The organism is Microbacterium sp. CGR2 (genome assembly GCF_003626735.1).
Lineage (GTDB): Bacteria > Actinomycetota > Actinomycetes > Actinomycetales > Microbacteriaceae > Microbacterium.
The window spans coordinates 1,209,204-1,231,405 of the sequence record NZ_RBHX01000001.1 but is presented as its reverse complement, the minus strand read 5'-3'; the positions used below and the strand labels follow the sequence as shown (position 1 = coordinate 1,231,405).

The following is a 22,202-nucleotide window of genomic DNA, read 5'->3' as shown; positions in this document are numbered from 1 at the left end:
TTGCCGGATGTCCGTCAGCGAACGACCTCGTACAACCGCTGGGCGACGTCGGCGATGTCGATCGGGTTGGCCTCCAGCACCTGCGCGTACTTGTCGCGCGGCACGGCGGCGAAGCCCGAGAAGGCTCCGGCGATCGATCCAGCCATGCACGCGACCGTGTCGGTGTCGTCGCCCGCGTTGGCAGCCGCCTGCACGGTGCGCCACGGGTCGCCGGCAGCGGCGACGAAGAATCCGAGAGCCGCGGGAACAGCCTCGGCTGCCGGGAGCCCGGTGCCGATCTCGGCGGCGATGCGCGCGACGAGCCGGTCCTGGTCGCGCTCGACGATCGCGATCTCGGCGGCGCGCTTGGCACGCTCGTACACGCTCGGCGCGGGGACCTCGCGCCCGAGTTCGCGTCCGAGCCGCTCTCCCTCGAGCGCCGACCAGAGGAAGGCATCGACCACGTCGGTGACGCTCGCGTCATCGACGAGCGCAGCGGCCACGGCGCCGGCGATGGCGGCGGCCCCGGCGACTCCGACCGAGGTGAAGTGGCTGGGGCGTGCCGTGATCAGCGCCGCTTGAACAGCGGCACCCACGTCTCCCGGGTGGGCGAGTCCGGCGGCACCGGCGCGCATCGCGGCACCGTTGCTCGCACCGGTGGTGGCCTCGTCACCCGCGGCGCCGATCGTCTCGGGGTCTGCGCCCTCACGAAGCGCAGCGACCGCGCGACGGGTCGTGGGTCCGGCGAAGTGCGGGAAGTAGTCGGTGTTCGTCGACCACTCGAGGATCATGTCGGCGACGTCGCGCGCGGTGATCGCCGTGCGAGTGCGGATGAACACCTCGGCGAGCATGAGCAGCTGACTGCTGTCATCCGTGATCTGCGCCGCGTGACGACCCTTCGAGTAGGGAGAATCCGCGAGGGGCTTCTGGAATTCCGTCACAGGACCGTCGAAGAGCGCGCGAATCTGGGGAATGCTGCGCGTCTCGGTCGGAGCACCGAGTGCGTCGCCGATCACCGCGGTCGCGAGTGATCCGAGGATCTTGTCTTCGAGGCGGGTGAAGCGCGTCGGGTCGGTCTGCGGGGTCGCGACAGTCAGTTCAGTCATGGATGTCTCCTGTTTGTTGTGAGGCAGGTGTGCGGTGAGTCACGGTGTGCGGCCACCCGGGGACGCCACCGGAGCGGGACCCGAGGTGCCGGATCGTCTGGGCAGCGTGCGCGGCCGCTGCGGCGAGAGCCTGGTCGACGCCACGGTCGGCGAGCAGCGAAGCGACGACCGTGCCGGCGAATGCATCGCCCGCGCCCGTCGTGTCGACCACACGCGGCACCATCACGCTGGCCTGCGACCAGACCGAGATGGCGCCGTCGCCGTCTGTAGCTCCGAAAAGCGAGCCGCCCGCACCGCGAGTGAGCACGACGGCGCGGTGCGCGGTGCCGTCCAGAAGAGCGGCGAGCGCCGTCTCGTCATCGGCAGTGCCGGTGAGGTTCTGCGCCGCGCCGGTGTTGATGATCGCCAGGTCTGCGAGGGCGATGAGCTCCCTCGCCCGTTCGGGGTCTTCGACGACGTAGCTGCCCTCGACGTCGACGCTGGTTCTCGCTCCGGCCGATCGCGCGCGCCGGATCAGGTCGTCCGACCCCGGAACGTCGGCGAGCACATGCAGCCAGCGGGTCGCCGAGAGCACGTCGCGGCCCACGCGGGAGGCATCGGGAAGAGAGGCCGGCGTGCGTCCGCCGAGGAGGCTCTTCTCGCCGTCGGCGGCGACCGCGACGGCGCACCACCAGGTGAGCTCGTCGGGCATCACCTCGACATGATCGGTCGCGATGCCCGCACTGGCGAGCGCACGGATGCATCCGACGCCGAACGGGTCGTCACCGACGCGCGAGAACAGGGAGACCCGCAGCGCCGACTCCGCCAGGCCGGCTGCGACGGCGAAGTTCGCACCCATGCCTCCGGGGTGGATGCCGAGACTCTGCCCGATCGACTTCGCGTCTCGGCCGGGCAGGTCGGCGACGTCGACCATGAGGTCGATGCCGGTGTCGCCGACGACGAGCAAGTCGATCGCCCGCTCGCCTCGTGCCGGAATCGAGGGGATGAGGGTGCTGAGGGTGCTGAGCTCGCTCATGTGCGCTGCCTCCGTACTCGCAGGGTGTCGATCAGGACGCTGATGATGAGCACGGCTCCGAGAAGACCGATCTGCCAGGTGTTGCTCACACCGGCCAGTTGCAGACCGGAGTTGAGGATCACCACGAGCACGAGGCCCAGCAACGTGCCGGATACGCGGCCGATGCCACCGGTGATGACGATGCCGCCGAGGACCGCGATGGTGATCGACTGCAACTCCATGCCCGCACCGGCAGCGGCCTTGGCGTTCAGCAGCCATGACGCGTTGACGACGGCCGCGACACCGGCGAGCGCTCCCGAGGTGATGTAGAGACCGGCGCGGGTAGCGCGCACGTTCACGCCCGTGAGAAGCGCTGCCTGGGCGTTGTTGCCCGTCTCGTAGATGCGGCGGCCCGCAGGAGTGCGCGACAGGATGATGGCGGCGATCACGTAGGCGGGTAGCAGGACGAGCACGACCTGCGTGGGGAACCCGGCGATCTTGCTCTGACCGAGGAAGGCGAAGCCGGAACGGTCGAAGCCATTGATGTCGATGCCGTTCGTGAGCACCAGCGCCGCGGAGGCGAACAGGTACAGGGTGGCGATCGTGGCGATGAGCGGAGGAATGCGCAGCAGGGTGATCAGAGCCGCGTTGATGCCGCCCAGGAGCGCTCCCGCCGCGATGGCACCGAGGGCCGCGACCCAGGGGTCAAGGCCGACGTTGACCGCGAGCAGTCCGAACACCACGCCGGAAAGGCTCATGGTCGAGCCGACCGAGAGGTCGATGCCACCGCCGCCGCCGAGGATCACGATGCTCTGCCCGAGGGCGAGCAGTCCCAGCACCGCGCCGTACTGCGTCATGGAGAGCAGGTTGTCGGGGCGAAGGAAGTACGGCGACAGCAGGCTCATCGCGACGAGTGCGACGAGGATGAGTAGTGCGAGGGAGACCCGGCGGTCACTCCAGGGGATGGACCTCATCACGCGATTCATGCGAGACCTCTCAGGAGTGGGCGGTTGGCCTTGCGCGCCGCGAGGACGTCGATGGCCACGGCGAGGATGATCGTGGTACCGACCATGAGTCCGTTCCAGAGCGGCGGGACGCCGGCGAGGACGATCCCGTTCTGCAGCACCACGATGAAGACGAGGCCCCCGAGAGTGCGAAGGACGGAGCCCTCGCCACCCAGGATCGATGTACCGCCGACGACGACCGCGGCGATCGCGAGGAGCGTCAGTTCGTTTCCGCTCGACGCCTGCACGACACCCACTCGGCCGACGTAGATCAGACCGGCGAGCCCGACCAGTACACCGATCGTCAGATAGCTCAGGAAGGTGAGGCGCTTGACGCGGATGCCCGACAGCCGCGCGGCCTCGGGGTTGGATCCGGTGGCATACAGCTCGCGGCCCGAGGGGCGCCGATGCATGAACCAGGCGAGCAGCGCGTAGACGGCGATCACGAGGGCGACGACCATCGGCACGCCCAGCACGCGTTCGCCGGAGAAGATCGGGGCGATGGGGCTGGAGAACAGGTCGTTGCTGTTCCAGAGTGCGAACAGGGCGGTCTGGAAGATCGCCGCGGTTCCGAGTGTCGCGATGATGGGCGGCACCTTGCCGAAGGTCACGAGGCTGCCGTTGATGGCTCCGAGCAGGGCGCCCACGACAAGTGCGGCGAGGATCACCACGAACGCCGGCAAGCCGGTGCCGCTGAGCTTGGCGACCGTCCACGCGACGATCCCGACGGCGAAGCCGGTCGAGACGTCGATGCCGCCGAGGATCACGACGAGCGTGACACCTGCGGCGACCAGGGCGAGGTCGGCGGAGTTGTAGGCGATGTTCGCGAGGTTCTCGGGGGTGAAGAAGCGCGGGGACAGGAGCGAGAACACGAGGAACTCGACGATGAGGAGCACCGGGAGCAGTGCGAGCTGCACGCGCCGGAGAGAACGGGAATCAGCCACCTGCGCTCACCCCCGCTCCGACCGCGGCGCGGAGCACAGCATCCTCTGTCGCCTGCTCGCGGGTGAATGAGGCGGTCATGTGCCCCTCTCTCAGAACGTGGACGTGGTCGGACAGGGCGATCAGCTCCGGGAGTTCGCTGCTGATGACCAGCACCGCGACACCGGTGGCCGCGAGGTCGCGGATGTCGCGATGGATCTCGGCCTTCGTGGCGACGTCGATCCCGCGGGTGGGCTCATCGAGGATCAACAGTTTGGGCTCGGTGGCGACGGCGCGGGCGAGGAGCGTCTTCTGCTGGTTTCCGCCCGACAGGGTAAGGATGCCGGCTCGGCTGGTCGCGGTCTTGATCGAGAACTTCGAGATCCATGCCGACACGAACCCCTGCTCCTTGGCGACGCGGATGAGCCCGGTCGTGGTGATCTTCTCGTGGGTGGATGCTGTGAGGTTCTCGGTGACGTTCATGAACGGGAAAACGCCCTGGGTCTTGCGGTCTTCGGGCACGTAGGCGACGCCGTGGTTGAGCGCGTCGCGGGTGCTGCGCGGCGCGAAGGGACGTGCGCCGAGGGTCATCGTGCCCGAGGTCAGCGCGGTCGCTCCGAAGATCGTCAGGGCGACCTCGCTGCGTCCGGCGCCCACGAGTCCGTACAGGCCGGTGATGCGCCCGGGGTAGACCTCGAAGGAGATGTCCTCGAACTGCCCTTCGACCGTCAGCCGCTCGACGGTCAGGGTGGGGGGCGTACCTTCGGGGAGCGGCGGGCGCTCTTCGGCGGCGAGGGGTGCAAGGGCTGCGCCCGAGCGGCCACCCATCATCTTCAGCAGCGGCTCCTGCGCCGGGTCGTCGGTCTCGCCGACGTAGCGGCCGTCCCGGAGCACGATGAACCGCTCCCCCAGGCGCTCGAGTTCGTCGAAGCGGTGGGTGATCGAGACGACGGAGGTCCCTTCGGCGATCAGCGTGTCGACGATGTCGAACAGCCGCTCCGACTCGGCTCGGGTCAAGATCGAGGTCGGCTCATCGAGGATGAGGATGCGGGCGTCGACGCGTACGGCCCGGGCGATGAGCACCTGCTGCTGCTCGCCGAGCGACAGTTCGCCCATCTTCCGGTCGAGAAGCTTCTCCGGGAGGTTGAGCCTTCGCAGCAAGGCCTGGGCCTCGGTGCGCATCGCCGCGGTGTCGACCGATCCGAGCCGCGTGCGGGGAAGGTTGCCCATGAACAGGTTCTCGATCACCGAGAGGTGGGCGAAGAACGCCGGCTCCTGGTAGACCGTCGACACCCCGAGGGCCAGGGCGGCGTGCGGGTCGGCGGGAGCGTACGGCTCCCCGTCGAACGACATGGAGCCGTCGTCGGGGCTGTAGACGCCGGCGAGCAGCTTCATGAGCGTCGACTTGCCGGCACCGTTCTCGCCCATGATCGCCACGCGTTCGGCCCGGCCGATCTCGAGGGAGACGTCTTCCAGTGCGACGACCGCGCCGAATCTCTTCGAGACTCCGCGGACGGCGAGGAGGGGTGACGGGTCAGAAGTCGAAGTCATCGACGTTCTCCTTGGTGAACACGGTCGGCTCGCCGAGCAGCAGGGTCTGGGTGGCCTCGTCGTAGCGCACGGGTTCGTCGAGCCCGGGGACGTCGTTCTCTGCGGAGAACTCGTTACCCTCGATCACCTGGGTGAGAGCCCAGACGGTGAGGTAGCCGAGGTCTTCGACGTTCCACAGCACGCTGGACTTCATGACACCCGAGGCGATGAACGGGGACACCGTCTTGGGGCTGCCGAATCCGGTCACGGCCACGTCTCCGGACTTGCCGGCGTTCTGCACGGCCTGCGCGACACCGGGGACCGCGGTGGAAGGGACGGCGATGATGCCGGCGAGTTCCGGGTAGGCGGTCAGCAGGTCCTGCGCTTCGCGGAGGGCTTCGGCGCTGTCAGCGGTGTGGCGGATGCCGCCGACGAGCTCCATATCGGGGTATTCGGCGAGCTGGTGGTCAACCGCTGCCTGCGACCACGAGTTGAAGGTCGCGACATCCGCCGCACCCGAGACGATCGCGTACTGGCCCTTGCTGCCGGCCTGCTCGGCGATCTGGTCCATGGCCGTCTGGCCGAGCTCCTCGTCGCTGACCTGGGAGACGAACACGGTGCGCTTGCTGTTCGGAGCGTCGGCGTCGGCGGTTATGACGGCGAGGCCGTCGGAGGAAGCCGCGGCGATCGAGCCGTCCATCGAGGTGGGGTCGAGGGGCGAGATCGCGATGCCGTCGTAGCCCTGGGCGACGAGTCCGTCGACGATTCGCTTCTGCTCGGCGGAGTCCGCCTTGGCGGGGCCCGACTGCGTGTAGGAGACGCCGAACTCCTCGGCGGCCTTCTCCGCCCCGGTCTTGAATCCGGAGAAGTAGGGGATGCCCTCGACCTGCGAGACGAATGCGATGCGGGCGTCGCCATCGCCGCCGCCATCCGTGGCCCCCGGAGAGGTGGAGGAATCGGGGCCCGTGCAGGCGGCGAGGAGGCCGACAGCGGTGAGCAGAGCGGCGGCCGTCGCAGCGGTGCGGCGGAAGTGGTTGCGTCGTTGCATGATCTCTTCTCTTCGTTGATCGAGGGGGGTAGCTCGCGCTGGCTTGTATCGTGTGGTCGGGTACAGCGTGAGATGACCATATCAAGTTGTGGGTACAACTTCAATAGCTGTAGGTACATTTGGCTTATGGCAAGGTGACAGGGTGACAAAACCGGCATATCAACAGATCGCCGACCAACTGCGACAGGAGATCGCCGATGGCCGGTGGAAGTCGGGGGAACGCCTCCCCGGCGAGCTCGAGTTGGGCGAGCTGTTCGGCGTCAGTCGCAACACGGTGCGCCAGGCGCTCAACGTGCTCACCCAGGTGAACTTGCTACGACGGCAGCGCGGGTCGGGCACCTACGTGAGCGAGCAGGGCATGACCCACACGCTCGGCGATCTGCGCAGCTTCACCGACGTCATGCGCGATCTCGGCCTCCGGCCCGGCATCCGTGACATCGTGATCGAACCCGATCCCTCGCCGCCCCTCAACGCCACCGACTTCCTGCCCGGCGCCCACCTCTGGCGCATCGCGCGTGTGCGGCTCAACGACGACCGGCCGTTCTGCCTGATGGTGTCGTGGGTTCCCGACGAGATCGGCGCCCGGCTCAAAGCCGAGGACCTGGGTCGAACGCAGTCGCTGTATGCGCTGTTCGCGGAGCTGGGCATCTACCTCAGGGAAGCCAGCGAGAAGATCCGCGCCGAGGCCGCGACGCCTGAGCAGGCGGACGCTTTGGGGGTCGCGGAGGGATTCCCGTTGCTGACGATCAACCGGTGGACGAGCGATACCTCCGGGCGGCCGGTCGAGTATGTGTCGAGCTCATCGCCGGGTGACCGGTATGAGTATTTCGTGAAGTTGACGCAGTAGAGCTCGGCGGGGCCCGCCCGAGGGTCTTGACTCCATCGGAAGCAGAACCGGCAGCACAGGCGACCCGAAACGCCTTCCTGCGCGCCGCCCCGGTCGTTGAGCGAGCCTGCGAGACGAAACGCCTCCCCGCCCCGAGCACTCAACCCTCGGCCGGCGCGGAGCGACGGCCTATACGATGATGCTCACCGAGAGGGAAGTCCTCTCACGAGCCGCAAGGCCGCAGTCTCAGAGAGCGTGCGCGATGACTGACGAAACCTTCTCCGAAGACAGCTTCCGCCAGGAGTGGAAGGATCAGGCGCGAGAGATCGGCCGGTTCAACCTGGCGATCTTCGGCAAGACGGGCGTCGGCAAGTCCACTCTGATCAACGCCATCTTCGGCGAAGACGTCGCACCCACGGGCGTCGGCGAGCCGGTCACGATGGAGGAGCACCTCTACATCCATCGATCCGGCTTCCTCGGGCTCCTGGACACCCGCGGGCTGGAGATCGGGAAGGACACCGACGCTCTGATCAAGGAGCTCGGGGCGTACATCAAGCGGATGCGGCAACAACCGCTCTCCGAGCAGATCCACGTCGCGTGGTACTGCGTCCGAGCGACGGACCGTCGATTCGAAGAGACCGAGGCGGAGTTCATCCGTAAGCTCCACCAGCTGGGCCTTCCGGTCGTCGTCGTGCTCACGCAGGTGCCGTCCCGGGCGGGCCAGTATCACGCGGATGCCGTGACCCTGGCTGAGCACATCGCCAGCCTCGACCTGCCGATCGTGAATGGCCGACCGATCCTGGTGATGTCGACGGCGGACGAGTTCACCGGACAGGTGCAACACGGCCTGAAGGATCTTGTTGATGCCACCTTTCGCGCAGCTCCCGCAGGTGTTGAAGCAGCCCTTGCGGCAGCACAGAAAGTCGATCTGGACAGAAAGCGCAAACAAGCTCAAGCAGTTGTCCGCACGGCTGCCGCGTCGGCGCTGACTGTCGGCGCAATACCCATCCCGGTCGCCGACGCGGGAGTGCTCGTGCCGATTCAGCTCGCGATGATGGCCCGAGTCTCCGCCATCTACGGCGTCAAGATGGAGACCGCCACCCTCGCGGCAACCGCGGCCACGGTGGCGGTCTCGGCCGCAGGACGCGCCGCGGCCGGCGGTCTGCTGAAGCTCATCCCTGGTGCGGGGACGATCGTGGGCGGCGTGGTCTCCGGTGCCGTGGCGAGCTCCTTCACCCTCGCTATCGGATACGCATGGGCTGTCGTCTGCGGGGAACTCACGCAGGGCAGGTTGCGGGGTATCGACGGTGCGCTCGACAACAACATGGTGCGGGAACTGTTCCAGCAGCAGGTCGGTGTGTGGTTCAAGAAGGTCAAGCCGGGGAAGGGCTGAGGCGGCCCCGGGCCGTTGAGCGAGCCTGCGAGACGAAACGCCCCGTCCCGGGCGTTGAGCGAGCGAAGCGAGACGAAACGCCATCGCCACACCTTGCGGTCAGGGCATCGTCATCGGCGTGATCTCGACGTCGATGTTGCCGGAGGGGAAGGGGCTGAAGAGCGACCAGGACCCGTCGTTGAAGGCCTCGAGCGGGATCATCTGGAACCACACCTGGGACACCACGATCGCGACGACCACGAGGGCAGCGACGGCGATCGCCGAGCGGTCGAGGATCCGCAGGGCCGTGAGTTCGTCGGGTGCCTTCATGACCCGGCCGATCGCGATGAGGACGATCAGCGCGATCCCGACGAAGACCAGCGGGCCTGGCGCCAGCGTCAACTGGACGCATTGAGGTGCCTCCTCGACGGATTTGCCGGTCGCGTCGATGAACCCGCCGTTCGCGTCGACGCCACCCCGGGCAATAGCCCTTGCTGGACGACATGAAGGCGGGAAATAGGAGCGCCGCGGTCAGCGAAAGGGTCAGCACGCGGCGGATCCTCGCGATCACCGTCACGCCGGGGAAGGCGGCGGATACCGTGTTCTGCGGCGAAGTTTGGGGCAGCATCCGTCATCGGGGAGGGGGCGGAGCGCGCTCCACCTAACGAGACGAGCGAAGCTCTGACACCGCAGGTGCCAGGGCTTCATTCGCATCATCGGATGATCACGGCTGAATGAAGACCTCGTCCGCGAAGAAACCGGGGTGACACGAACGACAATGGTTTCGCCATCGGGCACCAGGAACGCCTGCGATCCAGTGACGGTAGCACCTGCGAAGAGTTCCTCGAATCCAAACTCATCCGAAAGACTGACATAGGTGTCATAGCTGTTGATGACATTGCCAGCGGACGTCACGACATCCACCGTGACCTCGGACGAGGTGGCCGAGTCGGCACCCTTGTAAGTGATCGTGTAGTTCACGATCTCATAGTGAGAACCAGCAGGAGCCGCCTCGTTGAACTGGTTGGCTTCGGAGACGATGGCGTTGCCGTCAGCGTTCACCGTGTTAACGACGACGGCCCAGTCGCTGTTGCTAATCTCCGACCCGATAGGGAATGGGTTCTCCCGACTGCCCTCCGCAGCTTCTGCAGGCTCTTCTTCGGCAGGCTCCTCGGCCTCGCCAGGTTCCCCCGGCTGGGTGACGCTGGTGTCACCGCCGCTAAACGCCTCGTCAGCGGCGGTCGCGACAACACCGAGGAACACCAAGACACCAACGATCGTCCCGACGATGGACAGCACGAGGCCGACGATGCCGAGCCACTTCTTGTCACCTTTGAGGAAGAGCGAGACGATGCTCAGCACGAAGGCGATCGGCAGCAGAATCCAGCCAACGATCATGGCGCCGGGCATACAAGCGAAAATAAATCCGACAGCGGCAACGATCGCAGCGACCAAAGCGAGAACGTTGAGCTTCTTCGGAAGGGCTCCGGCGGGATGCGCACCGGAGTAGGCGGCGGGGGCCGTTGCGATCGCCGTGGGACCGCCCGCGCTAACCTCGTCAGCAAAGCTCCCCCACTGCTGACCATCCCACCAGCGCTGGCGACCAGAGCCGTCGTCGTACCAACCGGCGGGAGTGGTATTCGGTGTCGTCATGCGCTCATCCTGGCAGAGCGCTGTGAGCCTTCCGTGCGGAGTTGCAGCTTCGTTATGACGGGCGTCTATCAGGGAGTGACCCACCGGGGTTGATTGTTATCGCACACGCCGACGCGCTGTTCGGCTGGTCGTCGCGCGGGGTCTGCAGGCAGAGGCACCTGCCCCGGCATCCGCTTCGCTAGACGTCTGCTTCATTCGCGAGCACCCTTCTCTGGGCCTTCTCTTCACAACTGCGGTCGATGATCCTGCCCGCTAGCGGGCGAATCCACGGTGCTTCAAGCGCTGAAGAATCCGCGGATGCTGACCCGCGAGGTCCGGGACGATCCCGATGGCGGCGCTCGTGGCCGTGATGATCATGGTCGCGATCGGAGCGTTCGACTGGCACAAGGTGCGTCCGTCGACATTGAAGCGGATGCCGAAGAGCGAGACCTTCGTGATGGTGTTGACCGTTGTGCTGGTACTGATCACGCACAACCTGGCGGTCGGGGTCGTCGGCGGAGCGCTCGTGGCGTCGGTGCTGTTCGTGCGGCGGGTGACGCACTTCGTGACGGTTCGTCGGGTTCTGGGTGCGGCGGGAGGTGTTGTGACGTATGTCGTGGAAGGGGCACTGTCCTCGCGTCGAGCAATGACCTGACGACGTTGTTCTCGTACTCAATCGATCCTGATCGCGTCGTGATTGATCTGTCGGGGCCGCATGTGTGAGATGCGTCGACGGTTGCCACGTTGGATGCGATCGACACGAAGTATGTGGCGCTGGGAAGCCCGTGGAGATCGTCGGGATGAATGAGAGTAGTCAGCGGATGCAGGGGCGGCTGACGGTCGGCCTGAGTAGAGCAGGTGGTGCGAGCATTCATTTCGTAAAGCGGCTAGCGGCCATTTCCAGCGCCGCTGACGGCCGGACTACTGCGTAGGCCAGAGCGCTACCGATTGGCGATACTCCGTTGCCTCGACCTCGTCAGTGAACTCCAAAATGTTTCCAACCTTGTTGAGGAGCACGTCGCGCACCTCGGTGGGGGTAGCGAAGAAGAACTCCTTGCGAGCATTCGCTCGGTTGACAGCTCGGTCGGAGAAGTGCCGATGAAGGTCTGCTTCAAGCGTGACGGCATCTTCTGAGAAGAACAACGCATGCGTGTCAAACCGGAACGGAACGGACGCTCCTCCGAGCTCGAAGATCCGCTCACGCGGCTCGAGACGGCGGGTCAGCCCGATCTTGACCACGTTGCTTCCAAACGCGCCCTGGTTCGATATGACGTAAACATAGCCAGCGCGGATGTTGGCCGCGCGGAAGTCGTTCTGAACGATCGCCTCATCAATCGCAGCAAGACGCTGGATTAGTGCGTCGTCTACGTCTCCAGCCTGCTGCAGTGCCGCCAGTGTGTTGACGAGATGCAGACGTTCTTTGTCCAAGCGCGCACGTTCCTCGGCGAGCTCGCGTGAGACCCGCTTCTCCTCGCGTAACCGCGCACGCTCGTCGCGCTCCGCTTCACGCTCCTGTTGCTTCTTAATCAACCAGTCAGCGGTCAACTCGATTTCTCGAACTCGTAGCTCATGAAACTCGTCACCGATATGCATCTCCATCAGCTGTCCAAGTTTTGCGATCGCCTTTTTCGAGGCATCCAGACGCTTTAGAGCTGTCACAACGTTTCCCGCGCGAAGCGTGCGGATGGCGTTGTCCGCCTCAGCGTTATACGCCCTGAGCATGAGTTTCGCGAGATCGTCCGACATGCGGCGTCCTTGGGAGAGCGAGTTGTTCAGCGTGAAGAGTTCCGACCTCACGATCGCGCGCCCAGAACTAACTAGCTCGGCTACAGCGCGCTCCAGATTGCGAAGCTCGTCTTGGTAGGCGGCAGCCGACTCGAGTGGGTGGTGATAGCGGTAGATGCCGACGTCTTGCAGGACTCGCGCATCGTCGAGCTCCACGAAATCCCCTGACGTCGCTGCACCAACCTGAGCACGCAGGGACGCATTCTCCGCCTCTAAGTAGGCGATCCTTCCTGCCTCCGTGGTGGGCGACGCCATCTCGGAGCTCGGAGGATTCAGTGTGGATCGAGAAGCCTCCGCTTTCGCCTCGGCGCGGGTTCTGGCAGGAGCGACCTCGGCCGCCATCGACGCATTGATCGGTGCCCCTTGAGTCGCCTTTTGGCCATCGTCAGGGGTCAGCCAGAGCTGCCAACCCACGGGGGCCTCAGGCCAAGCCGGGTCAGGAGTCCACCCTGCGGGCGGAATCCAGCCGACAGGCGGCTTCGGCCACCCGGGCGGCGGGTTGAAGATTATGCCGCTTTCAGTCATCGTGCGCGCCGTACCCCGCCGGCCGTGATCGGCGTCAGGCCGTAGGGGTTCTTCGACACGGCGGCACCCAGGTGCTCCAGCGTGGCGAGCGGCACGACCGCTGAAAGATCGAGCTTTTCGAAAGCTTCGCGGCTCGCCGCAACCGCGACAAACGGCACGTAGATTGGCTGCCCAGTCGCAGGGCTGATCGTCTCTGCGCCCAGCTCGAGACTGATCGACTGGATCAGCGATCGGCGATCCGCTTCGAAGACCTCGTGGACGGACCTCAACGCGATGTTATTTACTATCGACGCGTAGCGGTCCTTGGTCTCCTTCTGTGTTGCCCCAACCGGCGCAATCTCGTCGGAGGCCTTGACGTATTTGTAGTGTTTCGCGGTGGGTACGATGTCCGGTCCTGGCACGATGATGCGCATCTTGAGTTCGGCGTCGCTGGGCTCGAAATCGGCGCTGTGCGAGACATGCATCCACTCCGGATATACCGAGTTTGCGAGCACGACTGAGATGTATTCCTGGACTGCGTCGACAGTTCCGTACGCCAAACCCGCGATCAATTGATCAAGCGCTTCGTTCTGCTCCGCGACCTCACGCTCTCGCTCCGCAGACTCTTGCTTGTGGCGCTCGACCGCGAACGCCAGCTCCGCCTGGCGCTTCCGCTCCGCTTCCTCGTACTGTGCCTGCGCTGCAGCGCGCTGCGCCGGGAGCGCGTCGGAGACCACCTTCCAAGCCCGGTAGTCGGCAGCGTACTGCTCCTCTGCCGCCGCAGCGGCCTGCTCTTGTTTCTGCTTCCGGCCAAAGAGACCCTTCGGGGCCTCAGGTTCGCGTTTCACGGGGAGGGGCGGATGAGGGATCGGGGCAGGGGGCGGAAGGGGATACTGAAGCTCCGGGTGATGGAACGGAGGATGCTGAGCCACGACGCGCAGCGTCTCGAGGTCAACGAAGTCGTCGACCTCGAGCGTGGCGGCCAGCAACCCGTCCAACTCCGCCAGCCTGGCACGTAGATCGGTCGTCATGTCCTCAGCCTCGGCCACTCGGGCGGCCGCGTATGCCTGAGCAGCTTCACGCTCGAGACGCTTTCGGTCTTGCTCCGATGCGCGCTCCGCAGCGAGCTGTGCGCGCTCGGCTGCCCGTTGCGCAGCGGTCGCCTGCCGCACGGCTTGATCATGCTGCCGTTGCGCCGCCCGCTGGCGCTGTTCCGACAACTTCGCCTGGTGCTGAACCTCAGCGAAAAACCCTCTACGACGCGCCATGCTTCTCCCTTGAATTCTCCCGCATTCTATCGATGGGGGTCCACAGCCGCTCGCCCGTCTGCGACATGAGTGTTGGACCGTGATCGATCAGACGATGATCAACGTGAAGGTTTGAGTAGAACGGGCTCTTAGGACCGTGAATATCTGCGGCGAGGGATCCTGAGCTCGGATCGGAGACCGCTTCGCATCAACCGGAATATCAGTATGCTGCGCGCATGACCCTCATCACGCCAGCTACCTTGTCGCTCGAACTTGGCGTGGATCAGAAGCGCATTCGCGACCAACTTCGTGCGCTGTACGGGACGCTCGCCGCCGACCGCGCACGGTGGGAGCTTGACGAAGATCAGGCGGCTGCCGTGAGAGCGCGCTTTCGCGAGCAAGGGTCCGGGGTCACAACTACCACTTGGACTCTGGAGGTTGGTGACACCGTGCGCCGCCGCGAACTCCACGCTGCCTACGGCGGGCAGGAGCAGGGCGGCATCATCACGCCTCGTTCCATTCCAGACATCCTCGTGATCACTAGCGCTGAGAGTGGCGCGCGCCACGGATACGACGCTTTCGAAGGACTTCAGGAGGACGGTTCCTTCTCCTACACAGGGGAAGGGCAGTACGGGCCCCAGCAGTTCGTCCGCGGGAACGCCGCGCTCCGCGATGCGGCACGAGATGGGCGGCCGATTCGCCTGTTCACGAAGCAGGCAACGTTCGTCACCTACGTGGGAGAGTTCACCACCGGCGAGCCCCCATACCGGCCCGAGACGATTCCCGATTCTGACGGAAACCTACGTGAGGGCATCATCTTCAACCTCGTCCCAGTCGCTGCCGACATCGAGGCGCTCGATCCCCGGCCGCGGTCGCTTGTGCGCGAAGCGCAGGTTACATCGTGGGTCGCACCCGAGTCCACGCCATATTGGGTCGACGAAAGGACAACGGTCGATGAGCGCGTGGTTTCGCGCATCGAGTTCGAGCTTCAAGCCGACTTTGGTGCATGGCTCCAGCAACAGGGTCAGACGCCAAACCGTTTACTGCTGCGTTCTGCGGGCACCATGATTGAACCGGACATGTATGTCCCCGAGTCGGGATGGGTCATCGAAGCCAAGAAGTCAACTGCCCGCGGATACGTCCGCACGGCGATCGGCCAGGTCTTGGACTACGCCCGGGTTGCTCGCGGTGCAGGCATTGCGGCCGTTCCCGTCGTCCTCCTCCCGGGCCGGCCGATCAAACATCTGGAGTCGCTGATGTCCGACCTCGGCATCATTCTCGTCGTCCGAGACGAAGGAAGCTTCTCAGTCGCTACTTAGGCTCTGCCGGCGAGTTCGGCGACAGCAGGCAGATCGGGTGCGGCCCAATCTAGTTCGGGCAGAGACTCCGGCGCGAGCCAGCGCAGTTCATCGTGGTCGAGACTTACCGTCGGAGCGTCGCCCGTCAGACGTGCACGAAGACAGATCAGGCGGATCACGCTATCTCCGACCTGCGTCTCGTCGGTTCGCAGCCGAGAGACAACTTCGATACCGATGCTCAGCTCCTCCTGAATCTCTCGGACAAGTGCAGACTCTGGCGTCTCGTGAGGTTCGATCTTGCCGCCGGGGAATTCCCACTTTCCGCCCGCAGCCTTCTTCGGGCGACGTCTGCACGCGAGTACCCGGCCATCGTGCTCGATGACTGCCGCGACAACTTCAACAACGCGTTCTCGGTTCATCCCCACATCACCTCATGAGCAAGCTAGCAGGGTGCCGCGAGCGTCAACTGCGGCGAGCCGGCGCTTCGGATTCACGAAGAGTTGGGCGCGCGTAGCGCGGCTGACAGCAGCACTGCCTAGCACCGCCGGATTGCGCAGCTGTCGATCTTGCGGAGGGCACTGCTAACGTCGCATCATGTTGACCGACTCGACTCTCGCTGCCCTGCGCGACCTCGTCGCCGAGCGTGACTGGGACCAGTTCCATTCGCCCGAGAATCTCGCGAAGAGCATCTCGATCGAGGCTGGCGAACTCCTGGAATGCTTCCAGTGGTCGCCCGAGTTCGATCGAGAGCAGGTTGAAGCCGAACTCGCGGATGTCGTCACCTACTGCGTCCACCTCGCGAACAAGATCGGCGTCGACCTAGACGAGATCGTCATGCGCAAGCTGGAATCGACGAAGGCGAAGTATCCCGTCGCGCTGGCAAAGGGACGCACGACGAAGTACACCAAGCTCGCCGAGGAGCGCGATTGACCGGCTTCAGCATCCAGCGGCTCCTCTTCCGCCGCGAAGCCGTCGACTGCTGGGCACACGACGATACGCGTCACACCAACTGGCCTGTCGTCTATATGATCGACGGTGCGACGGATCGCAAGATTCCTGGGCTGTACGTCGGGGAGACGGTCAGCGCAGCGACGCGCATGCGGCAGCACCTCGGAGGCTCAAAGAAGAACGAAGGACTTGAGTCGATTCGGGTAGTCATCGACCACACCTTCAACAAGTCGGTATGTCTCGACCTGGAGTCCCACCTAATCCGGTGGTTCCACGGCGACGGTCGATACGCGATTCTCAACGGCAATGACGGTCTCACCGACGCCCAGTACTACGATCGCGATCTCTATCGCGAGTCGTTCCGCGATGTGTTTGAAGCCCTCCGCGAAGAAGGACTGTTCAGTCGCAGCATCCCGCAGATCGAGAACTCCGACCTTTTCAAACTCTCGCCGTTCAAAGTGCTGACCAACGACCAAGCAGTCGCGATCACGGACATCGTTGAGGGCTTGCTGGATGACCTTCAGCATCCGAACGCTCGGTCAACGCTGGTCGTGGAGGGCAACCCCGGCACAGGCAAGACGATCATCGCGATCTTTCTGATGAAGCTGCTCGCCGACATCCGCGATTATCAGGACCACGATGACATCGAGCCCGACTCGATGTTCTCCGAGTTCTTCGTTCCCGAAAACCGGGACCTGCTGAGGACCCTTCGGATGGCGCTCGTGATCCCTCAACAGTCGCTGCGCGAGTCAGTCAAGAAGGTGTTCAGGAAAACGCCGAAGCTCCATGCAGACATGGTGCTGTCCCCGTTCCAACTCGGCGAATCTGACTCCGCGTACGATCTCGTCCTTGTTGATGAGACCCACCGACTCGGTCAGCGTGCGAACCAGGCGTCCGGGGTTCAGAACAAGAAGTTCCGGGACATCAACACTGAACTTTTCGGTGCGGACGATCCTCGTCACACTCAACTCGACTGGATCAAGGCACGAAGTAGGCACCAGCTGTTGCTCATCGACGGCGAGCAGAGTGTCCGTCCCCATGATCTCTCCCCTGCAACTCTCAACAGGGAGGTGCGGGCTGCGCGGGATACTCACCGCTTCTTTCGCCTCACCACGCAGATGCGAGTGCGGGCGGGTGCGGACTACGTCGAGTTCATCAGAGCCCTACTCCGCGATGAGAAACCAGCACTTCCTGACCTCGGAGACTACGACCTCCAGTTCTTTGACGACCTCCGGGAGATGCGTGCTGCGATACGGGAGAAGGACGCGGAAGTTGGACTCTCGCGGCTCGTCGCTGGGTATGCGTGGGACTGGGCTTCCAAGAACGACCGTGATGCCTTCGACATCGAGCTCGACGGCGAGCGCATGCGCTGGAACAAAGCGCAGAAAGACTGGATCAACTCTGCGGGATCTCTCGATGAGGTCGGCTCCATCCACACGGTGCAGGGCTACGACCTCAACTACGCCGGCGTGATCATCGGGCCGGATCTGCGGCTCGACCGTGATTCCGGCCGGATCGTCGCGGACCGTGAACGGTATCGGGACAAGAAGGGGAAAGAGAACACCGGCCACCTCAAGGACGCCTTCTCAGACGACGATCTACTGGTGTTCATTCGGAACATCTACGGAGTGCTACTGACTCGTGGGATTCGTGGAACGTACGTTTACGTTTGCGATCCGGCCCTGCGCGGTCAGATCCGGGCGGCGCTGCTGGACGATTCTTTGGCATCTACATCGGACCGACAGAGTCCGATCTAACGCGAAGCACGGGAAGATGAGCAGGTGAGCTATCCCAAGTGGAGTTACTTCCCCCGCAACGCTCGGCCGCCTTCCTGGTCGAACAGCTCGTGGGGGTGGTGGCTAGCAGTCGGCCTGTAGTCGACACTGAGCCCCTGCGTGCTGCGGATCACGACCGCTTGACCAGTGACTACGTGCTCTCCGCTCTGCGTCCCGGCATGGAAGAGCTCGGCTATGTCGTCGAGTCCGGCAAGCTAGCAGCCCAGCGAATCCGGCGCCCCGTCCTGTTCGGAGACAACGGTCGCCCCGAAGTCTCTTACGAAATTGACGCTTTCCACGACGAGCTCGGCATCGCGGTCGAGGTCGAAGCCGGCCGTGGAGCAATGGGAAACGCTGACTACCGCGACATCATTCGGATGTCGCTATTGCTGGACGCAACATACATGGTGATCATGACGCCAGAGATCTACCGCTACGGGAACACCAGCACTAGTGCCTTCGCCCGAACGCGCGACCAGCTGTCAGCTATCTACGCATCTGACCGTCTCCGTCTTCCGTTCGAAGGCGCGCTCTTGGTGGGGTACTGAACAACTCATCAAACTGGCTGGTCGAACCTCTCCCCCGACGAAACCTGCTCCGCCACTCGCCGCAACGCCAACAACAACGGCTCCACTAGCACCGACCCCAACACCACGTACCGCACCGCAGCCTCCGCAGACTCCTCCGGCACGCCGGCGATCTCCACATCCGCAATCCGCCGCATGCTCGCGAGGTACTCCGCCATCACAGCGTCCGGAACCTCAAACCCCGCCTGCTCCAACCCCTGCAACGCGCGCGCAACCGCGTTCAAGACAGAAGCGTCGCACATCCCCGGCTTCCACCCCAGCCCCGCAACGAGCCGCTCAGCCTCCGCCAAATCCAGCGGGTCACCCACCGCCGGAGTGATCGCCGAATGCGCCGCCCCCAAAAGCAGGTGCGGATCCTCTGGCGGATCATCGAGCGCCCCCAGCACCCGCCGCGTCTCGGCGATGCTCACCCCGGCGTCGAGCAGCGCCCGGATCACCCGTAGCCGCTCCACATGCTTCTCGCCATACGCGGCTTGGGTCGGCGCGCTGCGCTCACCCTCGGGAAGCAGCCCCTCGCGCAGGTAGTACTTGATCGTCGGCACACTCACGCCGGTCTGGGCTGACAGTTCGGAAATTCTCATGGCCACCTCTTGACTTCGATAGTAGCGCTATCCATTATGGATAGCAGGACTATCGAGTCGAGGAGACAGCATGTCGCGAGTCATCAAGGGACGCATGACGCACCGCCACGAGGGCGAGCTCGTCGTGTTCCACATCGGAATGCAGATCAACAGCTGGTGGCGCCCCGACCTCTGGATGCCGGTCTTCGGCGCCATGCCGCGGATGCTGCGCGAGCTCGCCACCGACCCCGACTCGGGCCTCCTCGGCTTCCACCTGCTCCTCGGCGCCGGCGGACCGTACCTCGTGCAGTACTGGTCATCCATCGACAAGCTCTATGCCTACGCGTCCAGCCCCTCGCACGAACACCGCCCCGCTTGGACCCGCTTCAACAAGATGGCGCGCAAAGCTCCGGGAGCGGTCGGCATCTGGCACGAGACCTTCCTCGTCGACCGCGCCGAGAGCGTGTACGTCTCGACCAGGCCGATGGGACTGCCGAAGGCGACCGAGATGGTCGAGGTCGGGAAGCGGCACGACCGGGCGCAGGCGCGGTTTGTGGATGGGCGAACCGAGGCGGCGCAGCATCCGTCGGTCAATACGTAGACCGGGTTTCAGCGCTTGATTCGCGGACGCCGAAGCCTCGACTCTTCTGAGCGGGGCTTCGGCGCACGAGTCAGACGAGGATGAGCTGGTTCAGGAGCTGACGCATCTGCTCGGCCTCCTTGTGCGAGACGCGGAAGCCGATCGCCGAGCTCGAGGACGTCACTGTCACGATCGTGTTGATAATTCCGTCGCGCTTCGTCGAAACTCCGGTGATCGACTTCATCGGGATCATTTGGCTCCCTGCCTTGCCATTCTTCACACCGGTCGCGAACACCGAGAGTCCAGCGGTCAAGACTCCGGCCGTCACCTTCGCGCCCGACACGCCTCTAGCCATGAGCCACTCAATGCGATCAGGGAAAATCACGACGTCTGCGTTCTTCCCGTCGATGTGCGACTTGAACCTCAGCAACGCCCCATCATTGCTGTACGACTCGGTAGCGGGCTGAGCGACAGTCGCGGGCGGTGCAGGCGGTGCTGGCATCCCCGTAGGCGCCACGGCGCGGTGCTGCTCGGTCCACTGCGCGCCATCCCAGTATGTTTCCCACTGGTCACCGTTCGGGTACCAACCGGCAGGATTTGTGCTCATGTCATTCCTCTCCAGGCGCGCGACAGCGCGCGCCGATGCTGCTTTCCATGCCGAGCGTAGCGGCAGGGGAGCCATGCTCAGCGCCGCCCGGCAGTCGAGGAGCACGCCCCGAGCACGCTGCACTCAGCGATGCACTCCGACGGAGCATCGACCCCATCCCTCGACCCGACTACGTCCCCCGCCGGAACGGCATCCGCCAACCGAATCCGCTGGGCGTGGGCGCGGGCGATCCTCTCGCAGAGACCCGCAGCGCACGGAACCAGTGGAAGCGCCGCTCGACGACCGGGCTCGCCACCTAAGCCCCTGAGGCCAAGCACTGCATCCGTGGCGCGAAAACACTTAACGGCTGGGTGCCACCCCTGCTGCCCCGAGCTCTGACCACTTAATCGCGATGACACGCTCCGCGGCCTCGCCACCCATCCCTACGGTGGCCGGATGAAACGTACCCACTTCGCTGTCGCCGTTCTCGCCGCCTTCTCCTGTGTCGCCACCGTCGCAGCACCCGCAACGGCCGCACCAACGGACGACCCCCCGCTCGTTCCCATCCGCTCAGCGCCATACAACCTCGGAGGCACGATCGCGGGTCAGTTCAAAGACTCGACCGGCGCCTCCTACGACGGGTCCGGCACGACGATCGTCGACATCGACGGCGCCTTCGATCTGACCGATTCCGCGCTCGCCAGTCAGGTGATCGGCGAGTACTGCTTCGGGCAGCTCGACGCAAAGTTCGGGAGCCTGTGCTCCGGCGGAGAGACCATGACACGGTCGGAGACGTACCCCGGGAGCGGACTCCCCGACCAGTCCTTCGTGCGCCAGGAGGGAGCGGGCGGATCCGGTGTCTCCGCTCCGTCGAACGGCGCTTCGCAGACCTGCAGCGATGACGGAGGCTTCTGCCACGCGGCGCACGGCACGATGACTGCTGGCCTGCTCGTCGGGCAGCCGCGCCAGCGCGTGTGGCGCTCAGTCAATGAGACACAGCCCTACTCCGGTGTGGCGCCCGGAGCGAAGCTCATCGCGATGAAGGTCGGCACGGGCAAGACGGGCCCGATGTTCGAGACGAACAGCATTCTCAACGCTCTGCTCGAAACCGAGAAGCTGGTGAAGAGCCCCGATACGGCAGAGCTCAAGGCCAACCCGATCGTGGCCGTCAACATCTCGAATTCAGGGATGTACGGCAACCGCGACAACTGGAGCTCGGCCACCACGTGCACGCCTGGATCCCCGGGAGCGAAGATCGACGCGATTGCCAAGCGGCTCCTTGCCTATGGAGTTGCCGTCGTGATCTCGGCCGGCAACGAAGGCTTGACCGAAGGCAGCACGCCCTACACCTGCGGAAAGTCGATCGTGCCGTCCGGTGCGACCGAGATCGCGCACCCGACCGTGCCGACCGCGTACTCCAACGTGCTCGACATGGGCTGGCGCACTCTCTACGCGCCGGTGGGCTACGGCGAGTGGGCACCGACCGCCAACACCATGCTCACCTACTACCCCGGAGGCGCAAGCACCGCGAAGGGCACGTCATTCTCCGCTCCGCAGGTCGCCGCCGCGTTCGCAGTACTCGCCGATAAGGCCGGGTCTCCTCGCACAGTCACTGATTTCAATATGCGCATCGATGCCTTGCAGCGATCCGGCGCCCCCATCACCGGTGAGCGCGCGGAGCAGACCCTGGGTGGTCGAACTATCTCCATCCCCGACGCCCTCAACCGTCTCCCCTAAGACACCTTCTCCGTAGCCGTCGGCTGATGCCGGCGGCTACGGAGTCGCTGTTGCGTCCACTGAAGACGTGAAGACTGTAGGCCCAGGTAGCATCGTGACCATGTCGAGTCCTGAGTCAGACAGGTCAGGGGCTGCCGGTCACACCGCCAGCCCCGTGAACCGCTGAAGCGACGCCCGCCCTCT

The 22,202-nt window shown here is 64.8% G+C and carries 21 protein-coding genes and 1 pseudogene; 9 read left to right on the top strand and 13 right to left on the bottom strand.

What is annotated here, in order from left to right:
• Positions 1 to 14: 14 nt before the first annotated feature.
• Genes D7252_RS06215 through D7252_RS06190 form a run of 6 tightly spaced genes read right to left on the bottom strand, consistent with a single transcriptional unit; the run spans position 15 to position 6,582 of the window.
• Positions 15 to 1,085 carry an ADP-ribosylglycohydrolase family protein gene (locus tag D7252_RS06215; protein WP_120774583.1) on the bottom strand — a complete coding sequence of 357 codons (1,071 nt, stop codon included), beginning with the start codon at positions 1,083 to 1,085 and terminating at the stop codon, positions 15 to 17.
• Positions 1,078 to 2,100, bottom strand: a complete 1,023-nt coding sequence (locus tag D7252_RS06210) for a carbohydrate kinase family protein (protein ID WP_120774582.1) — start codon at positions 2,098 to 2,100, stop codon at positions 1,078 to 1,080. The genes D7252_RS06215 and D7252_RS06210 overlap by 8 nt, the downstream gene beginning before the upstream one ends.
• Positions 2,097 to 3,053 (bottom strand): ABC transporter permease, encoded by a 957-nt coding sequence (locus D7252_RS06205; RefSeq protein WP_183055199.1) that lies wholly within the window; start codon positions 3,051 to 3,053, stop codon positions 2,097 to 2,099. The genes D7252_RS06210 and D7252_RS06205 overlap by 4 nt, the downstream gene beginning before the upstream one ends.
• Before the next feature lie 8 nt (positions 3,054 to 3,061).
• Positions 3,062 to 4,027, bottom strand: coding sequence for an ABC transporter permease (locus D7252_RS06200; protein WP_120774580.1), 966 nt, complete (start codon positions 4,025 to 4,027; stop codon positions 3,062 to 3,064).
• Positions 4,020 to 5,555 carry a sugar ABC transporter ATP-binding protein gene (locus D7252_RS06195; RefSeq protein ID WP_120774579.1) on the bottom strand — a complete coding sequence of 512 codons (1,536 nt, stop codon included), beginning with the start codon at positions 5,553 to 5,555 and terminating at the stop codon, positions 4,020 to 4,022. Before D7252_RS06195 ends, D7252_RS06200 begins: the two co-directional genes overlap by 8 nt.
• Positions 5,539 to 6,582: an autoinducer 2 ABC transporter substrate-binding protein gene (locus tag D7252_RS06190; protein ID WP_120774578.1), complete on the bottom strand. Its 1,044-nt coding sequence runs from the start codon at positions 6,580 to 6,582 to the stop codon at positions 5,539 to 5,541. Before D7252_RS06190 ends, D7252_RS06195 begins: the two co-directional genes overlap by 17 nt.
• A 142-nt stretch (positions 6,583 to 6,724) precedes the next feature.
• On the opposite strand from D7252_RS06190, the gene D7252_RS06185 reads away from it, so the two are divergent.
• Positions 6,725 to 7,429 carry a GntR family transcriptional regulator gene (locus D7252_RS06185; RefSeq protein ID WP_183055198.1) on the top strand — a complete coding sequence of 235 codons (705 nt, stop codon included), beginning with the start codon at positions 6,725 to 6,727 and terminating at the stop codon, positions 7,427 to 7,429.
• Between the two features lie 241 nt (positions 7,430 to 7,670).
• The gene (locus D7252_RS06180) at positions 7,671 to 8,801 is read left to right on the top strand and encodes a GTPase family protein (RefSeq protein WP_120774576.1); all 1,131 of its coding nucleotides are present in this window, start codon (positions 7,671 to 7,673) and stop codon (positions 8,799 to 8,801) included.
• A 99-nt stretch (positions 8,802 to 8,900) separates the two neighbouring features.
• Here D7252_RS06180 and D7252_RS20330 read toward each other — a convergent pair whose 3' ends face one another.
• Entirely contained in the window at positions 8,901 to 9,182 is a 282-nt protein-coding gene (locus D7252_RS20330; protein ID WP_251050647.1) for a hypothetical protein, read from the bottom strand.
• Between the two features lie 171 nt (positions 9,183 to 9,353).
• Positions 9,354 to 10,433, bottom strand: coding sequence for a DUF2510 domain-containing protein (locus D7252_RS06170; protein ID WP_220659885.1), 1,080 nt, complete (start codon positions 10,431 to 10,433; stop codon positions 9,354 to 9,356).
• 322 nt (positions 10,434 to 10,755) lie between these two features.
• Between D7252_RS06170 and D7252_RS06160 the strand changes: the two are divergent.
• Positions 10,756 to 11,257 (top strand): annotated as a pseudogene (locus D7252_RS06160) (STAS domain-containing protein); the annotation flags it as partial.
• Positions 11,258 to 11,333: 76 nt separating this feature from the next.
• On the opposite strand, the gene D7252_RS06155 reads toward D7252_RS06160, so the two are convergent.
• Together D7252_RS06155 and D7252_RS06150 are read right to left on the bottom strand one after the other, a co-directional pair.
• Positions 11,334 to 12,611 carry a DUF4041 domain-containing protein gene (locus tag D7252_RS06155; RefSeq protein WP_259461059.1) on the bottom strand — a complete coding sequence of 426 codons (1,278 nt, stop codon included), beginning with the start codon at positions 12,609 to 12,611 and terminating at the stop codon, positions 11,334 to 11,336.
• A 107-nt stretch (positions 12,612 to 12,718) separates the two neighbouring features.
• A complete protein-coding gene (locus D7252_RS06150; protein ID WP_120774574.1) occupies positions 12,719 to 13,969 on the bottom strand; it encodes a hypothetical protein in 1,251 nt (416 codons plus the stop codon).
• Between the two features lie 215 nt (positions 13,970 to 14,184).
• Here D7252_RS06150 and D7252_RS06145 point away from each other — a divergent pair, with 215 nt between their 5' ends.
• Positions 14,185 to 15,267 carry a hypothetical protein gene (locus D7252_RS06145; RefSeq protein ID WP_120774573.1) on the top strand — a complete coding sequence of 361 codons (1,083 nt, stop codon included), beginning with the start codon at positions 14,185 to 14,187 and terminating at the stop codon, positions 15,265 to 15,267.
• On the opposite strand, the gene D7252_RS06140 is transcribed toward D7252_RS06145, so the two are convergent.
• Positions 15,264 to 15,665: a (deoxy)nucleoside triphosphate pyrophosphohydrolase gene (locus tag D7252_RS06140; RefSeq protein WP_120774572.1), complete on the bottom strand. Its 402-nt coding sequence runs from the start codon at positions 15,663 to 15,665 to the stop codon at positions 15,264 to 15,266. The genes D7252_RS06145 and D7252_RS06140 overlap by 4 nt on opposite strands.
• 175 nt (positions 15,666 to 15,840) lie before the next feature.
• On the opposite strand from D7252_RS06140, the gene D7252_RS06135 reads away from it, so the two are divergent.
• From D7252_RS06135 to D7252_RS06125, 3 genes are all read left to right on the top strand, one after another.
• Positions 15,841 to 16,176, top strand: coding sequence for a nucleotide pyrophosphohydrolase (locus D7252_RS06135; RefSeq protein WP_120774571.1), 336 nt, complete (start codon positions 15,841 to 15,843; stop codon positions 16,174 to 16,176).
• The gene (locus D7252_RS06130; RefSeq protein WP_183055197.1) at positions 16,173 to 17,951 is read left to right on the top strand and encodes a DUF2075 domain-containing protein; all 1,779 of its coding nucleotides are present in this window, start codon (positions 16,173 to 16,175) and stop codon (positions 17,949 to 17,951) included. Before D7252_RS06135 ends, D7252_RS06130 begins: the two co-directional genes overlap by 4 nt.
• A 158-nt stretch (positions 17,952 to 18,109) precedes the next feature.
• The gene (locus D7252_RS06125; protein WP_147406699.1) at positions 18,110 to 18,517 is read left to right on the top strand and encodes a hypothetical protein; all 408 of its coding nucleotides are present in this window, start codon (positions 18,110 to 18,112) and stop codon (positions 18,515 to 18,517) included.
• 8 nt (positions 18,518 to 18,525) lie between these two features.
• Here D7252_RS06125 and D7252_RS06120 read toward each other — a convergent pair whose 3' ends face one another.
• On the bottom strand, positions 18,526 to 19,137 hold the full coding sequence (locus D7252_RS06120; protein ID WP_120776839.1) for a MerR family transcriptional regulator: 612 nt from the start codon (positions 19,135 to 19,137) through the stop codon (positions 18,526 to 18,528).
• A 70-nt stretch (positions 19,138 to 19,207) separates the two neighbouring features.
• Here D7252_RS06120 and D7252_RS06115 point away from each other — a divergent pair, with 70 nt between their 5' ends.
• Positions 19,208 to 19,717 (top strand): DUF4188 domain-containing protein, encoded by a 510-nt coding sequence (locus tag D7252_RS06115; RefSeq protein ID WP_120774569.1) that lies wholly within the window; start codon positions 19,208 to 19,210, stop codon positions 19,715 to 19,717.
• A gap of 70 nt (positions 19,718 to 19,787) precedes the next feature.
• Here the strand turns inward: D7252_RS06115 and D7252_RS19810 are convergent, their stop codons facing one another.
• On the bottom strand, positions 19,788 to 20,378 hold the full coding sequence (locus D7252_RS19810) for a DUF2510 domain-containing protein (RefSeq protein WP_147406698.1): 591 nt from the start codon (positions 20,376 to 20,378) through the stop codon (positions 19,788 to 19,790).
• Positions 20,379 to 20,738: 360 nt separating this feature from the next.
• Between D7252_RS19810 and D7252_RS06105 the strand changes: the two genes are divergently transcribed.
• On the top strand, positions 20,739 to 22,019 hold the full coding sequence (locus tag D7252_RS06105) for a S8 family serine peptidase (RefSeq protein WP_120774567.1): 1,281 nt from the start codon (positions 20,739 to 20,741) through the stop codon (positions 22,017 to 22,019).
• Positions 22,020 to 22,202: the final 183 nt, after the last annotated feature.